Genomic DNA, 14,767 nt, shown 5'->3' on the forward strand with positions numbered 1-14,767 from the left:
CGGGGTGTGACTCGGGCCACGCAGATTCGGCGTAACGCTCGCGGGGAGAACGCGATGACCTAAGAGGTGACAGCCGCGGAGGGAATACGGACGCCGTTCACGGCGCTGTGCATCTTCCCGGCCCCCGCCCGCGCCGTCGGCCCATTCCCAAGCCGGCGGTCGGCTCCTGTCCACACCGGACGGGGCCGGAAGCCGTTTTCCAACGTTCCGAGAGGTTGTTCGTGTCGGCCAGCACATCCCGTACGCTCCCGCCGGAGATCGCCGAGTCCGTCTCTGTCATGGCGCTCATTGAGCGGGGAAAGGCTGAGGGGCAGATCGCCGGCGATGACGTGCGTCGGGCCTTCGAAGCTGACCAGATTCCGGCCACTCAGTGGAAGAACGTACTGCGCAGCCTCAACCAGATCCTCGAGGAAGAGGGTGTGACGCTGATGGTCAGTGCCGCAGAGCCCAAGCGCACCCGAAAGAGCGTCGCAGCGAAGAGTCCCGCCAAGCGCACCGCCACCAAGACGGTCGCGGCCAAGGCGGTGACCACCCGGAAGGCCACCGCCACCGCCACGCCGGCGGCGCCCGCCGCCGAACCCGCCGTCGAGGAGGAGGCGCCCGCCAAGAAGGCGGCTGCCAAGAAGACGACCGCCAAGAAGGCGGCCGCGAAGAAGACCGTCGCCAAGAAGACCGCGGCCAAGAAGACCAGCGCCAAGAAGGACGACGCCGAGATCCTCGAGGAGGAGGTGCTCGAGGAGGCAGCTCCCGGCAAGGCCGGCGAGGAGCCCGAGGCCACCCCCGAGAACGCGGGCTTCGTGCTCTCCGACGAGGACGAGGACGACGCGCCCGCCCAGCAGGTCGCCGCCGCCGGCGCCACGGCCGACCCGGTCAAGGACTACCTCAAGCAGATCGGTAAGGTCCCTCTGCTCAACGCGGAGCAGGAGGTCGAGCTCGCCAAGCGCATCGAGGCCGGTCTGTTCGCCGAGGACAAGCTGGCGAACGCCGACAAGCTGGCCCCGAAGCTCAAGCGCGAGCTGGAGATCATCGCCGAGGACGGCCGCCGCGCCAAGAACCACCTCCTGGAGGCCAACCTCCGTCTGGTGGTCTCCCTGGCCAAGCGCTACACCGGCCGCGGCATGCTGTTCCTGGACCTCATCCAGGAGGGCAACCTCGGTCTGATCCGAGCCGTCGAGAAGTTCGACTACACCAAGGGCTACAAGTTCTCCACGTACGCCACCTGGTGGATCCGTCAGGCGATCACTCGCGCCATGGCCGACCAGGCCCGCACCATCCGTATTCCGGTGCACATGGTCGAGGTCATCAACAAGCTCGCGCGTGTGCAGCGCCAGATGCTCCAGGACCTGGGCCGCGAGCCCACCCCGGAGGAGCTGGCCAAGGAACTCGACATGACCCCCGAGAAGGTCATCGAGGTCCAGAAGTACGGTCGCGAGCCGATCTCGCTGCACACCCCGCTCGGCGAGGACGGCGACAGCGAGTTCGGTGACCTCATCGAGGACTCCGAGGCGGTCGTCCCGGCCGACGCGGTCAGCTTCACGCTCCTGCAGGAGCAGCTGCACTCCGTCCTGGACACCCTGTCGGAGCGCGAGGCGGGCGTCGTCTCGATGCGCTTCGGCCTCACCGACGGTCAGCCGAAGACCCTCGACGAGATCGGCAAGGTCTACGGCGTCACGCGTGAGCGGATCCGCCAGATCGAGTCCAAGACCATGTCGAAGCTGCGCCACCCGTCCCGTTCCCAGGTGCTGCGCGACTACCTCGACTGAGCGAGGTCGTACGGCACGGAAGGCCCGGTTCCCCGAGGGGGTCCGGGCCTTTGCCGTGCTGCCTCGCCGCGGGTGCGGGGTGACGCGGGGTGGATCACTCTGGGTGTCTCATTGACACCACGGAGTGAGGAGCGAAATGCGTCGTCGTCTGGCACGAGCTCTGTTCCCGCCGCTGGCCCTTGCAGCCGCGGTACCTGCCCTGGCAATGGGCTCCAGCGCCCCTGTGGCCGCCGACAGCGTGGTCATAGGTGGAATTCCCATCGAGATATCCCAGAGCCCGTGGACGGTGGCCCTGTCCAGTCGTGACCGGTTCGGGGGTACGCGGGCGGGTCAGTTCTGCGGCGGCGTGGCGGTCGGCCGCACCACCGTCCTCACCGCGGCCCACTGCCTCGACGAGAACGTTCTGGGGGTGCCGCTGGAGCGCGTACGGGACCTCAAGGTCATAGCCGGACGCACAGACCTGCTCGAGGGCCGCGACGGCCAGGAGATCGCCGTGCGCCGCACATGGGTGAACCCGGCCTACGACGGGGACAGCAACGACGGGGACTTCGCCGTGCTCACGCTCACCGAACCCCTTCAGGGTGACTCGGCCATCGCCATGGCGGCCGACGGTGACCCCGCGTACACGGCAGGCGGGACCGCGACGGTCTACGGATGGGGCGACACCTCAGGTGCCGGTGACTACCCGGACAGCCTGCGGGCCGCACGTGTGCGCGTGCTCCCCGACGCACTGTGCGAGGAGGCATATCCGGGCGGTTCCGAAGGCACCTACGACGCCAAGAGCATGCTGTGCGCCGGGGAGACGGCGGGAGGCCGGGACGCCTGCCAGGGCGACAGCGGAGGGCCGCTGGTGGCCCAAGGGCGATTGATCGGACTCGTGTCCTGGGGGATCGGCTGTGGTCGGGCCGGCAACCCCGGGGTGTACATGCGTGTGTCCGACATCATGCGGACGCTCGGCTGGACGCGGCCGGCCTCCGCAGGCCTCTGAGGCCTGGCGCCTGAAGCGCCCGGCGGAGCCTGTGCCGCGTCGGCGGACGAGGACGGGCGGTTGCCTCTGGTGACCAGAGGCAACCGCCCGTTCACCGGCCTGTGCCGGGCTGGCTCGTCGTCGGACGCGAGGTGTCAGCGCTCTTCTTCGGAGGCGTTCGCGGGAACGGACGTAAGCCGCTCCGTCTCGTCCTGTATCTCAGCGGCGATCTTCTTGAGTTCCGGCTCGAACTTGCGCCCGTGGTGGGCACAGAAGAGCAGTTCTCCGCCGCTGAGCAGGACGACGCGCAGGTACGCCTGGGCGCCGCAGCGGTCGCAGCGATCAGCGGCCGTCAACTGGCTCGCAGGGGTCAGAACAGTAGTCACGTCGCCTCTTCTCTAGCTCGACGAGCTGTCGTACCAGGGTCAACATCCAACCAGCCCCAAAACGTTCCCGCTCGTGGCTTTTCCTCGAAAGAATCTTGCGAGGCGGCTGTCTGCTGCCGGTTGGCGGCGAATGTGCCGTATTGCGTGTCTATGTGTCTTACGGGGCTTCGCGTTGTATCGGTGGTCGGTCCTCCCGGCTGGGTTGCCGGTTGTTCATGAGGACGTGCCCGGAGCCTAAATGGTTCATGCCTGGAAGGGAACGTGATGTGTACTTCACTCCATCGAGGGATCGAACACTCATGCGAGTGTGGACTAGTGTGAGTTTTCGACGAGGGTGGCGTTACAACGGCTCTACCAGGCCTCGGTACCCTCTCACCGGTGACTGAAGCCGCGCCCTTACCCACGAGGGCCCCATCCGAAATTCAGCGAGGAGCGAACCGCGTGACCGCCGAGACGTCCGTGCCGTCCACAGCTCTGCTGGCAGGAGCAGACCGGGACGGATCCAACTACACCGCGCGGCACCTGCTCGTCCTCGAGGGGCTCGAGGCCGTGCGCAAGCGCCCCGGTATGTACATCGGGTCGACCGACAGCCGTGGCCTGATGCACTGCGTCTGGGAGATCATCGACAACTCCGTCGACGAGGCCCTGGGCGGGTACTGCGATCACATCGAGGTGATCCTCCAGGACGACGGCTCGGTCGAGGTCCGGGACAACGGCCGGGGCATCCCGATCGACGTCGAGCCCAAGACCGGCCTCTCCGGTGTCGAGGTCGTCATGACCAAGCTGCACGCCGGCGGCAAGTTCGGCGGCGGCTCCTACGCCGCCTCCGGCGGTCTGCACGGCGTCGGTGCGTCCGTCGTGAACGCCCTGTCCGCCCGGCTGGACGTAGAGGTGGACCGCGGTGGGCACACCCACGCGATCAGCTTCCGGCGCGGGGTGCCCGGAGCCTTCGCCGGGAACGGCGCCGACGCCAGGTTCGAGGCCAAGGGCGGCCTGCGCAAGGCCAAGAAGATCCCGAAGACCCGCACCGGCACGCGCGTGCGGTACTGGGCCGACCGCCAGATCTTCCTCAGGGACGCCAAGCTCAACCTGGAGACGCTGCACCAGCGCGCCCGTCAGACCGCGTTCCTGGTGCCCGGCCTGACCATCGTCGTGCGCGACGAGTACGGGCTCGGCGAGGGCGGCAGCAAGGGCGAGGAGTCCTTCCGTTTCGACGGCGGCATCAGCGAGTTCTGCGAGTACTTGGCGAATGACAAGCCGGTCTGCGACGTGCTCCGTTTCTCGGGGCAGGGCACCTTCAAGGAGACCGTGCCCGTCCTGGACGACCACGGCCAGATGACGCCCACCGAGGTCACCCGTGAGCTCGGCGTCGACATCGCACTGCGGTGGGGGACGGGTTACGACACGACGCTTCGGTCGTTCGTCAACATCATCGCCACGCCCAAGGGCGGCACCCACGTCGCCGGCTTCGAGCAGGCCGTCGCCAAGACGATGAACGAGGTGCTGCGCGCCAAGAAGCTCCTTCGCGTCGCCGAGGACGACATCGTCAAGGACGACGCCCTGGAGGGTCTGACCGCGGTCGTCACCGTGCGCCTCGCCGAGCCGCAGTTCGAGGGCCAGACCAAGGAGGTCCTCGGGACCTCGGCGGCCCGCCGCATCGTGAACAACGTGGTCACGAAGGAACTCAAGGCGTTCCTGACGTCCACGAAACGGGACGCCGCGCAGCAGGCCCGTGTCGTGATGGAGAAGGCCGTCGCCGCGGCCCGTACGCGCATCGCCGCCCGGCAGCACAAGGACGCGCAGCGCCGCAAGACGGCTCTGGAGTCCTCCTCGCTGCCGGCCAAACTGGCCGACTGCCGCAGCGACGACGTCGACCGCAGCGAGCTGTTCATCGTCGAGGGCGACTCTGCGCTCGGCACGGCGAAGCTCGCCCGGAACTCCGAGTTCCAGGCACTGCTTCCGATCCGCGGCAAGATCCTCAACGTCCAGAAGTCGTCCGTGACGGACATGCTGAAGAACGCCGAGTGCGGTGCGATCATTCAGGTCATAGGAGCCGGCTCGGGCCGGACGTTCGACATCGACACCGCGCGCTACGGCAAGATCATCATGATGACCGACGCCGACGTCGACGGCTCGCACATCCGCACCCTGCTGCTGACGCTGTTCCACCGCTATATGCGGCCCATGGTCGAGGCCGGCCGGGTCTTCGCGGCGGTGCCGCCGCTGCACCGCATCGAGATCGTCCAGCCGAGGAAGGGTCAGGACAAGTACGTCTACACGTACTCGGACCGCGAACTGCGGGACAAGCTGATGGAGTTCCAGAGCAAGGGAATCCGCTACAAGGACTCGATCCAGCGCTACAAGGGCCTCGGTGAGATGGACGCCGACCAGCTGGCCGAGACGACGATGGACCCGCGCCACCGCACCCTGCGCCGGATCAACCTCTCCGACCTGGAGGCCGCCGAGCAGGTCTTCGATCTGCTGATGGGCAACGACGTGGCGCCGCGCAAGGAGTTCATCTCCAACTCGGCGGCCACACTGGACCGGTCACGGATCGACGCGTAGCCGCTGCTTCCGGCGGTAGCCGGGTACGGGCCGGGTGAGTGCACCAGGTCCGTACCCACGTCCGGCCTGCGTGCCGCCTGTTCGGCGACTTGAGCGTTTGGTCACCGTCCTGAGCGCTTGGTCACAGCCCCGAACGTCCGCGTACCGTCTGGCCGCGAAAGGCGTTTCTCCACCCCCGGGTGGAGAGACACACGGCCGGGAATCAACCCGTGATCCACCCAGGCTCCGATCCCGTGGCCTGCAGATTTCCGTAGCGTCGGAGGCGTCGGCGGCACCACCAAGGACGCGGGTGGCGACGAGATCGTGCGAGCCGTGCACAGCGTGCTGTCGGGCGACGCCGGCCTCTCACCGGGCGTTCAGAGACGTCTGCTGGAGCGCCTGACCGAGCCGGAGACCGAGCCGGCCGCGCCCCCCGAGCCGCCGGACGGGCTCACCGCCCGGGAGACGGAGGTGCTGCTTCTCATCGCCGAAGGGCTCAGCAACCCGGAGATCGCCCGGAGGCTGCACGTCTCCACGGCGACCGTGAAGACGCACATCGACAACCTCTTCACCAAGACCGGACTCAAGGACCGTACACGAGCGGTGCGTTACGCCTTCGGGAAGGGACTCGTGCGGCCACCAGCGGGTTAGTCACCTGATGGGGTGAAGAGCCCGGGGAAGAAGAGTCGGGGATCTTCCCTTCTGTCCATCCTTGGGCATGCAGCAAAGCAAGGGCCGTCCCCGCGGCGGCGGAGCGGACCAGGAGAGTCGGGCCGAGCCTTTCGACGGGCATGATCCGGTCCCGCCCGAGGAGGCCGGACAGCTCAGGTATGACGACCCCTGGTACGACGCCCTCGCCTCCGGCTGGGGCGAGTCGGCCGGCGACGGGGCACAGGTGCAGTCGCTGGTTCCGCCTGCACGAGGCGAGGGCATGACGGGGGCCGCGGCGGCCGATGTGTACCTGGAAGTGCAGCGCAGTGCCGCCTTTCAGGAGGTGCGGCGGCGGTACCGGAGGTTCGTCGTGCCGGCGTTCGTGGTCTTCTTCGCGTGGTACGTGGGCTATGTCGTGGCTGCCACGACAGTGCCGGAGCTGATGGCGCGGCCCGTCGCGGGAGCGGTGAACGTGGCGATGGTGGTGGGGCTGGGGCAGTTCCTGTCCACGTTTCTGCTCACCTGGGCGTACGCACGGCATGCTCGGCTGCGCAGGGACCGGGCCGCGCTGGAACTGCGCTGGGACACACAGGAACTGACGCGTGGTGTGGGCGGTGGTAGGCCGTGACGGAGGAACACCAGACGCTGGCGGTGCTGCTCTTCAGCGCGTTCGTCGCGGTCACGCTGGGGATCACCACATGGGTCAGCCGCAACAGGCGCGGATCGGCGGAGGAGTTCTACGCCGGCGGGCGGCTCTTCTCACCCATGGAGAATGGTTTTGCCATCGCGGGCGACTACATGTCGGCCGCCTCCTTCCTGGGAGTCACCGGGCTCATCGCGCTGTTCGGTTACGACGGGCTGCTGTATGTGGTCGGGTTCCTGGTGGCGTGGCTCGTGGTGCTGTTCCTCGTCGCCGAACTGGTCCGCAACTGCGGCCGGTTCACGCTCGCCGACGTCGTGGCGTCACGGATGAGGGAGCGGCCGGTGAGGATCGCGGCGGGAACCTCCTCGGTGACGGTGTCCGTTCTGTACCTCGTGGCGCAGATGGTCGGCGCGGGGAGCCTGGTGGCGCTGCTGCTCGGCGGTACGAGCGACGCGGCGCGGTCCTGGACCGTCATCGGGGTGGGCGCGCTCATGGTCGTCTACGTGTCGCTGGGAGGGATGCGGGCGACCACCTGGATCCAGATCGTCAAGGCCGTCCTGCTGCTCGGGGGCACCGTCGCGCTGACGGTCCTCGTCCTGGTGCGCTTCCACGGCGACGTGGACCGGCTGCTGATCACGGCGGCCGAGCGCAGCGGGCACGGAGCGGCGTTCCTGGCACCGGGGCTGAAGTACGGCGGGGACTGGACCGCCCGCTTCGACTTCATCAGTCTGGGGCTGGCTTTGGTGCTGGGTACGGCGGGGCTGCCGCACATCCTGTCGCGCTTCTACACCGTGCCCACGGCGCGCGCTGCCCGCCGCTCGGTCGTCTGGGCCGTCGGGCTCATCGGCGGCTTCTATCTCATGACGATCGTGCTCGGGTTCGGCGCGGCGGCCGTTCTCGGGCCGGAAGCGGTGCGCGGGTCGAACGCGGCCGGGAACACGGCGGTTCCGCTGCTGGCGCTCGACCTCGGAGGTGGGGCGGGATCCACCGGAGGGACGGTTCTCTTCGCGATCGTCGCGGCGGTCGCCTTCGCGACGATCCTGGCCGTGGTCGCCGGTATCACGCTCGCGTCCTCGGCATCCGTGGCCCATGACCTGTACGCATCCTTGAGGCGTAAGGGCGGTAAGCCGCGCAGCGAAGTGGCCGTGGCCCGTGTCGCGGCTGTCGGCGTCGGCGCGGTGGCGATCGCGCTCGGTCTGCTGGCGCGGGATCTCAACGTGGCGTTCCTGGTGGGCCTGGCCTTCGCAGTCGCCGCGTCGGCGAACCTGCCGGTGCTGCTCTACTCCCTGTTCTGGCCGGGCTTCACCACACGGGGCGCCGTCTGGGCCGTGTACGGAGGTCTGATCCCGGCTGTGGTGCTCGTGGTGCTGTCACCGGTGGTCTCCGGCAGCCCCGACTCGCTCTTCCCGGGCATCGACCTCCAGTACTTCCCGCTGCAGAACCCGGGCCTGGTCTCGATTCCCCTCGGCTTCCTCGCGGGCTGGCTGGGCACGGTCACCTCGGCGGAGGTCCCGGACGAGGCGAAGCACGCGGAGACCGAGGTGCGGTCGCTGACGGGTGCGGGAGCGGCATAGGGGTGGTGCCTGCGGTGCCGTGACCAGGGCGGCGGCCGTCACCGAACCTTCGGAAGACCGAGCCGCTGACGGTCCTAGCCGCGGGTCGCCCACACGTAACGGTGTTCCGGGCGGCCCGCGTCGCCGTACTTGAGGGTGAGCCTGGCCCGTCCCGTGCGCTCCAGGAGCTTCAGATAGCGCTGGGCGGTCTGGCGGCTCACCCCCGTCCGCTCGGCGATCTCCTGGGCGGACAGAGGCCCGTTGGCGTGCATCAGGGACTGGCGGACCAGTTCAGCGGTGGTGGGGGAGTGTCCTTTGGGCAGGTCGGGCTCCGACGGTGCCGACAGGGCCCCGAAAATACGGTCCACCTCGGCCTGTTCCGCCTCCCCACCGCCGTCCAGGGTGCGGCGCAGTTCCGCGTAGGCCTCCAGCTTGGCGCGCAGGCCGGCGAAGGCGAACGGCTTGACCAGGTACTGCAGCGCGCCGTGCCGCATCGCCGCCTGCACGGTGGAGACGTCCCGGGCGGCGGTCACCATGATCACGTCGGTCTGGTCGCCGCGCCGCCGCATCTCCTGGACCACCGCGAGCCCCGTGGCGTCCGGCAGGTAATGGTCCAGGAGCACCAGGTCCAGCCGGGGCAGTGTCTCCAGCTGACGCAGCGCTTCCGACGCGCTGTGGGCCTCACCGGCGACATGGAAGCCCGGCACCTTCTCGACGTAGGCGGCGTTGACCTTCGCGACTCTCACGTCGTCGTCCACGACCAGGACCTCGATCATCACGACTCCTTCTCGGCGGTCTGCGGAGCTGACGGCACGGTCGGCACGGCCGGTTCGGGACCCGGCTCGGCCAGCGCCTCGGGCAGAACGACGGTGAACTCCGCGCCCCCGCCGTGTGCCTCGCCGACGGTCGCGCTGCCACCCTGCCGTTCGGCCAGCCTGCGCACCAGGGAGAGTCCGATACCCCGCTCACGGTGAGCCGGCGGCTTCTTCGTAGACCATCCCGACGTGAAGATCAACTCTCGGTGCTCCGGCGGGACGCCCGGCCCCGTGTCACGTACCCGGAGGATCGCCGTACGCCCCTCGGCGCGCAGTTCGACCTCCACGCGCGCGTGCGGCTCGCCGGCGACGGCGTCGAGGGCGTTGTCCACCAGGTTTCCCACGACCGTGACGAGACCCTGCGGGTCGACCAGTCGGTCGGGAAGCCGGGTCCGGTCCGACACCCACAGGGCGACGCCCCGCTCGGCCGCGACGGTCGCCTTGCCGACCAGCAGGGCGGCGAGCAACGGATCCTCGATCCGCTCGGTGACCTGTTCCGCGGTGGCCCGATGGTCACCGACCACCTCGCCGACGAACTCGACGGCGTCGTCGTACATCTCCAGTTCGAGCAGCCCGAGAAGCGTGTGCATACGGTTGGCGTGCTCGTGGTCCTGGGCTCGCAGGGCGTCGATCAGACCGCGGGTGGAGTCCAGTTCGCGGCCCAGCTGCTCCAGCTCGGTGCGGTCGCGCAGGGTGGCCACGGCGCCGCCGTCGTCGGTGGGCATGCGGTTGGCGACCAGCACCCGCTGACCGCGCACGGTGAGCAGATCCGTACCGGTGACCCGCCCCGCCAGCACGTCGGCCGTACGGCCCGTGCCGAGCGCCTCGTCGGGGGAGCGGCCCACGACCGTCTCCCCGAGGCCCAGCAGGCGCTGCGCCTCGTCGTTCACGAGGCGGATGCGGCCGGTGCGGTCCAGGGCCACGACGCCCTCGCGGATGCCGTGCAGCATCGCCTCACGCTCGGACAGGAGCGCCGCGATGTCCGAGAAGGCCAGGTCCCTGGTCTGCCGCTGGACCCGCCGTGAGATGACCCACGCGGCCAGCGCGCCCACGGCCAGGGCACCGCCGGCATAGGCGAGGAGCCCCGGGATGGCGTGGATCAGGCGGGCCCGGACGCTGTCGTAGGCGATGCCGACCGAGACCGCGCCGACGACATGGCCGTCGCTGTCGCGCAGCGGCACCTTGCCCCGGGCGGAGCGGCCGAGGGTGCCGCTGTCGATCTCCATGACCTCCTTGCCGGCCAGGGCCTGGCCGGGGTCGGTGGAGACGGTGCCGCCGATCTGCTTCGGGTCCGTGTGCGACCAGCGCACACCCCGCCAGTCCATCACCACGATGTACTCGGCCTTGGTGGCCTTGCGGATCCGCTCCGCCTCCCGCTGCACCGGGCCGTTCGGGGCGGGGGGAGTGTCCCGCAGGTCCTTCGCGAGGTCGGGCAGCTGCGCGGTCGTCTGCGCGATCGCGAGCGCACGGCGCATCGCCTGGTCGTCCAGCTGATCGCTGAGGGGAGCGAGGAACAGCCCGGTCGCGAGCACCGCGACTCCCGCGGCGATCACGACCTGCATCAGCAGCACCTGCGAGAACACCCGCCGGGGCAGGCCGAGGCGCAGGCGGCGCGCGGGGGGAGTGGGGCTCATACCCAAGACCGTACGTGCGGACGGCTACCCGCCCTAGACGGGTGTGGCATGGATCTCCAGATCAATGTGAGGGCGAGCCGGTCGACGAGCCGCTTGATGCCTGGCGCGGCACTGCCCGCTGTACTCCGGCATGCGCTTCGGCGGCGCCTGTCATGTCATCGGATGCGGAGGCGGCGTCAGGATCCGAAGCGGTGGCGTGCCTGCTCGATGGACGTCGTCCGTGCTTGACCAGGGCGTCCATGCGACCGGGCCGCAGGAGCCCAGGGCGAGGCCGGTGGTCAGCCCGCCAGTGCCGTCGCCACCCGCACCTCGCGCACCGCCACCACGTCCATCCGCGCGGGTGAGCCGAGGACGGACGCCCCGCAGCTCTCCGGGCGGGGCGGCAGGCCCGCGGCCTGGGCCACGCCGACCTGCCAGCGGCGTCCGTCGGAGTGGGCGACGGTCACCTCCCAGCGCGGCGCCGCACCGACCGTCCGGACGACGGTCAGCGCCTCCGCGGTGTATTCCCCGGTCCTGGTGCGCACGGCGAGCTCGGCGGCCTGACCGGGCCGTTCCCAGGCGGAGCTGCCCCGGCAGCCCTCCATGACGATCCGCCCCTCCCGCGCGCTGTGCAGGACCTCCTTGAGGGAATGGGCCTCGGCCCGGCCGTACGCGTATCCGTACGGCAGCACGAGCACGGTGGGGGAGAAGCGGTGACCGCCGAGATGGGTGACCTCCCAGACGCCCTCCACCCCGGACGTCGCCAGCTCGGCCGCGAGAGGGCGGCCGAGGAGGGCGCAGCAGCGGTCGCGCTTGCCGTTGGTGCAGACGAGGGCCAGCGGGTCGCCGTCGTGGGGCCGACCGCCGAGCACTACGTCGAACGTGCGGTGGTCGCCCCGGCCGAGTGCCGCGAAGTCGAGATCGAGCAGCTGTCCGGGGTCCGAGGTCGAGGCGCTGTGCAGCCACACGTTCCCCGGGACGACGTGCGCCGCGTACACCCGGCGCGAGGCGGGCATGCGGCGGTCCGCGTGGCGCCCGGGGCGGCGGATGAGCGCGATCCGTACGCCCGTGTCCTTCGCGGCCGCCTCCAGGGCACGTCCCAGGGCGGGGTCCAGGTGGCTCGAAGTGAGCGCCTTGGCACCCCACGGACCGGGCTGTTCCAGCAACAGCCAGGTCCTCGCGGTGGCCGCGGTTCCCGAAACGGGCTCGTCGAAGTCCCGGGAGACGCTAGAGCACGTACTCACAGAGGTGAGCCTAACCTGACTTGGGTCACGGCGACTTCCGGCCCCCTCCCGCTTTACTCCGGCAGTGGCTGGGGAGGCTTCGGACCCGCGTAGAGACCGCTCGGCCGCATCCGCAGCGGGCGTTCGCCGTACTCCTCCAGGGCGTGGGCGATCCAGCCCGCCGTCCGGGCCACGGCGAAGATCGTCTCACCGGCGGACGGGTCCATGCCGCTGGACGCGGTGAGCACCGCGAGGGCCAGGTCCACATTGGCGTGCAGAGGGGCGTGCCGGGCGGTGGTCTCCACGATGTCGCGGGCGGCGAGGAGAGCGGGCTCCGCACGCGGGATCTGTTCCAGGAGGGCGAACAGGGCACGCGCGCGCGGGTCCTCACCGGGGTACAGCCGGTGTCCGAGGCCCGGGATACGGCGTCCGGCGCGCAGTTCGCCCGCGATCACGGGCGCCGCGTCGCCCTGTTCGAGGACGTCCCACAGCAGCCGGTGGGCGAGTCCGCTGGCCGCGCCGTGCAGCGGGCCCTCGATCACGCCGAGCCCCGCGGAGACCGCCGCGTAGGCGTGTGCGCGGGCCGACGCGGCGACCCGCACGGCGAGGGTGGAGGCGGCCAGGTCATGGTCGACGAGGAGGGCGAGGGCGGCGTCCAGGGCCCGCAGGGACGCCTCGTCGGGGTCCTTGCGCACCGACAGCCTGCTCCACAGGCGGTGGGCCAGGGGGCCTTCGTCGCGGCGGTGGTGCCCCGCGGGCGGCAGCGCGTCGACGAGTGTGGGAATGAGGGTGCGCGCGGTGCCGAGCACGGCCTCTTCGGACAAGTCGAACCGCAGCGGGTCGGCGGTCGCTGCGGCGATCGTCGCGACCCGCAAGCGGTCGGTCGGAGCGGCGTGTTCGGGCAGGGCTTCGACGGCCCGGCGGGCGACGGCGACGGAGGCGGCGGGAGCGGCGAACGTGCGGCCCGGGAGCATCCGGCCCGTCCACAGCCACTCGGCGACCTCCTCGTAGGTGTGCCGTGTGGCCAGGTCGACCGCGTCGACACCGCGGAAGAAGTAGCGGTCGTTCTCGATGAGCGTGATCCGGGTGCGTACGGACAGCTCGCCGCCGGAGCCGGAACCGCCCGCGCTCTCCCGCCTGTTGCGCCGGGCGAGGGCTTCGACCTCTTGGGCGTCGAAGGTGCTGCCCCGCCCGCCGCTCACTCGTCGGCTGCTGAGCTGGCCGCGGCTCACGTACGCGTACACGGTCTCCGGCTTCACGCCGAGCAGCTCGGCGGCCTCCTTGGTGCTCAGCCGTCGTTCCGCGCCGAGGGGGGCGGGTTCTTGATCGCGCATGGGGCTCACCGTATCCGTCTGATGGATCAATGACTGGAGTATTGATTCAATCAATATTGACACGATGTGAATCAATCATGGACAGTCGAATCAAGTTCAGGGAGGAAGTCATGTCCGTCAACAGGTCAGCAACCGCTCTTCTCGAAGCGCCACGGGGGCTCGCCGGGGTCGTCGTCACCGACACCCGGATCGGTGACGTCCGCGGTGTGGAGGGCTTCTACCACTACCGGCAGTACTCGGCCGTCGACCTCGCGCGGAGCCGCGGCTTCGAGGACGTCTGGCATCTGCTCGTGCACGGCGAACTGCCGGACGCGGGCCGCGGCGCGGCCTTCGCGGCCGAGACCGCCGCGCTGCGGAGACTGCCCGACGAGGTGCGAGCGGCACTGCCCGCCATCGCGGCGGCCGGCGGGCGTTCCGGGCCGCTCGCCGGGATGCGTACGGCCCTGTCGCTGCTGGGCGCGGCGAAGGGATTCCGCCCCGTGTACGACATCGACGCCGACCGGCGCCGGCAGGACACGGTCGAGGCGGCCGCGGCCGTGCCCACCCTGCTCACGGCGCTGCACCGGCTGGGCAACGGGCTGGAACCGGTGGAGCCGCGCGAGGACCTGTCCTACGCGGCGAACTACCTCTACATGCTGACCGGTTCGGTGCCGGCCGATACGCACGCACGGGCCATCGAGCAATACCTGATCTCAACCATTGATCACGGATTCAACGCGTCAACCTTCACGGCCCGGGTCATCGCCTCGACAGGCGCGGACGTGGCGGCGTGCCTGGCCGGGGCGGTGGCCGCGCTGTCGGGCCCGTTGCACGGAGGTGCGCCCAGCCGCGCGCTGGACACTCTGGACGCGATCGGCACCCCGGACCGGATCGAGCCCTGGGTGCGTCAGCGGGTGCTCGCCGGTGAGCGCATCATGGGCTTCGGGCACGCGATCTACCGCACGGAGGACCCACGGTCCCGGATGCTGCGTGAGGTCGCCCAGGGGTTCGGTGGGCCGCGGGTGGACTTCGCCGTCGAAGTCGAGCGTCATATCGAGGCGATCCTGGCGGAGCTGAAGCCCGGCCGGGAACTCCACACCAACGTCGAGTACTACGCGGGCGTGGTCATGGAACTCTGCGGTCTGCCCCGCGACATGTTCACCCCGACCTTCGCCGCCGCGCGGGCGGTGGGCTGGAGCGCCAACGTCCTGGAGCAGGCGGAGGACACGAAGATCATCAGGCCGGTGGCCCGGTACGTGGGCCCGGAGGCACCGGCGCCGTTGCCCGCCTGAGCGG

The 14,767-nt window shown here is 70.0% G+C and carries 11 protein-coding genes and 1 pseudogene; 7 read left to right on the forward strand and 5 right to left on the reverse strand.

Annotated features, from left to right (window positions below):
- Positions 1-221: 221 nt before the first annotated feature.
- Together ACFY5B_RS06485 and ACFY5B_RS06490 are read left to right on the forward strand one after the other, a co-directional pair.
- A complete protein-coding gene (locus ACFY5B_RS06485; RefSeq protein ID WP_362042669.1) occupies positions 222-1,763 on the forward strand; it encodes an RNA polymerase sigma factor in 1,542 nt (513 codons plus the stop codon).
- A gap of 136 nt (positions 1,764-1,899) precedes the next feature.
- Positions 1,900-2,751: a S1 family serine peptidase gene (locus ACFY5B_RS06490; RefSeq protein WP_389965366.1), complete on the forward strand. Its 852-nt coding sequence runs from the start codon at positions 1,900-1,902 to the stop codon at positions 2,749-2,751.
- A 134-nt stretch (positions 2,752-2,885) separates the two neighbouring features.
- On the opposite strand, the gene ACFY5B_RS06495 is transcribed toward ACFY5B_RS06490, so the two are convergent.
- Entirely contained in the window at positions 2,886-3,116 is a 231-nt protein-coding gene (locus ACFY5B_RS06495; protein WP_033308327.1) for a hypothetical protein, read from the reverse strand.
- A gap of 441 nt (positions 3,117-3,557) precedes the next feature.
- On the opposite strand from ACFY5B_RS06495, the gene ACFY5B_RS06500 reads away from it, so the two are divergent.
- From ACFY5B_RS06500 to ACFY5B_RS06515, 4 genes and pseudogenes are all read left to right on the forward strand, one after another.
- A complete protein-coding gene (locus tag ACFY5B_RS06500; protein WP_389965369.1) occupies positions 3,558-5,681 on the forward strand; it encodes a type IIA DNA topoisomerase subunit B in 2,124 nt (707 codons plus the stop codon).
- Positions 5,682-5,939: 258 nt separating this feature from the next.
- Positions 5,940-6,311 (forward strand): annotated as a pseudogene (locus ACFY5B_RS06505) (response regulator transcription factor); the annotation flags it as partial.
- A 67-nt stretch (positions 6,312-6,378) separates the two neighbouring features.
- A complete protein-coding gene (locus ACFY5B_RS06510; protein ID WP_389965371.1) occupies positions 6,379-6,939 on the forward strand; it encodes a DUF485 domain-containing protein in 561 nt (186 codons plus the stop codon).
- On the forward strand, positions 6,936-8,528 hold the full coding sequence (locus ACFY5B_RS06515; RefSeq protein ID WP_389965374.1) for a cation acetate symporter: 1,593 nt from the start codon (positions 6,936-6,938) through the stop codon (positions 8,526-8,528). The genes ACFY5B_RS06510 and ACFY5B_RS06515 overlap by 4 nt, the downstream gene beginning before the upstream one ends.
- Before the next feature lie 74 nt (positions 8,529-8,602).
- On the opposite strand, the gene ACFY5B_RS06520 is transcribed toward ACFY5B_RS06515, so the two are convergent.
- The 4 genes from ACFY5B_RS06520 to ACFY5B_RS06535 form a co-directional block, all read right to left on the reverse strand.
- Entirely contained in the window at positions 8,603-9,283 is a 681-nt protein-coding gene (locus ACFY5B_RS06520; RefSeq protein WP_389965377.1) for a response regulator, read from the reverse strand.
- Positions 9,283-10,956 carry an ATP-binding protein gene (locus tag ACFY5B_RS06525; protein ID WP_389965381.1) on the reverse strand — a complete coding sequence of 558 codons (1,674 nt, stop codon included), beginning with the start codon at positions 10,954-10,956 and terminating at the stop codon, positions 9,283-9,285. The genes ACFY5B_RS06520 and ACFY5B_RS06525 overlap by 1 nt, the downstream gene beginning before the upstream one ends.
- Positions 10,957-11,234: 278 nt before the next feature.
- The gene (locus ACFY5B_RS06530) at positions 11,235-12,179 is read right to left on the reverse strand and encodes a sucrase ferredoxin (protein ID WP_389965384.1); all 945 of its coding nucleotides are present in this window, start codon (positions 12,177-12,179) and stop codon (positions 11,235-11,237) included.
- A gap of 53 nt (positions 12,180-12,232) precedes the next feature.
- Positions 12,233-13,492 carry a citrate synthase gene (locus ACFY5B_RS06535; protein WP_389965387.1) on the reverse strand — a complete coding sequence of 420 codons (1,260 nt, stop codon included), beginning with the start codon at positions 13,490-13,492 and terminating at the stop codon, positions 12,233-12,235.
- Positions 13,493-13,602: 110 nt separating this feature from the next.
- Between ACFY5B_RS06535 and ACFY5B_RS06540 the strand changes: the two genes are divergently transcribed.
- Entirely contained in the window at positions 13,603-14,763 is a 1,161-nt protein-coding gene (locus ACFY5B_RS06540) for a citrate synthase (RefSeq protein ID WP_389965390.1), read from the forward strand.
- Positions 14,764-14,767: the final 4 nt, after the last annotated feature.

This window comes from Streptomyces sp. NPDC013187 (assembly GCF_042899705.1).
In the GTDB taxonomy this organism is placed as follows: Bacteria; Actinomycetota; Actinomycetes; order Streptomycetales; family Streptomycetaceae; genus Streptomyces; species Streptomyces hawaiiensis_A.

Coding starts and splice junctions, on each gene's coding strand:
- ACFY5B_RS06510 (WP_389965371.1), top strand. CDS start 6,379: ATGCAGCAAAGCAAGGGCCGTCCCCGCGGCGGCGGAGCGGACCAGGAG.
- ACFY5B_RS06525 (WP_389965381.1), bottom strand. CDS start 10,956: ATGAGCCCCACTCCCCCCGCGCGCCGCCTGCGCCTCGGCCTGCCCCGG.
- ACFY5B_RS06540 (WP_389965390.1), top strand. CDS start 13,603: ATGTCCGTCAACAGGTCAGCAACCGCTCTTCTCGAAGCGCCACGGGGG.
- ACFY5B_RS06520 (WP_389965377.1), bottom strand. CDS start 9,283: ATGATCGAGGTCCTGGTCGTGGACGACGACGTGAGAGTCGCGAAGGTC.
- ACFY5B_RS06535 (WP_389965387.1), bottom strand. CDS start 13,492: ATGCGCGATCAAGAACCCGCCCCCCTCGGCGCGGAACGACGGCTGAGC.
- ACFY5B_RS06490 (WP_389965366.1), top strand. CDS start 1,900: ATGCGTCGTCGTCTGGCACGAGCTCTGTTCCCGCCGCTGGCCCTTGCA.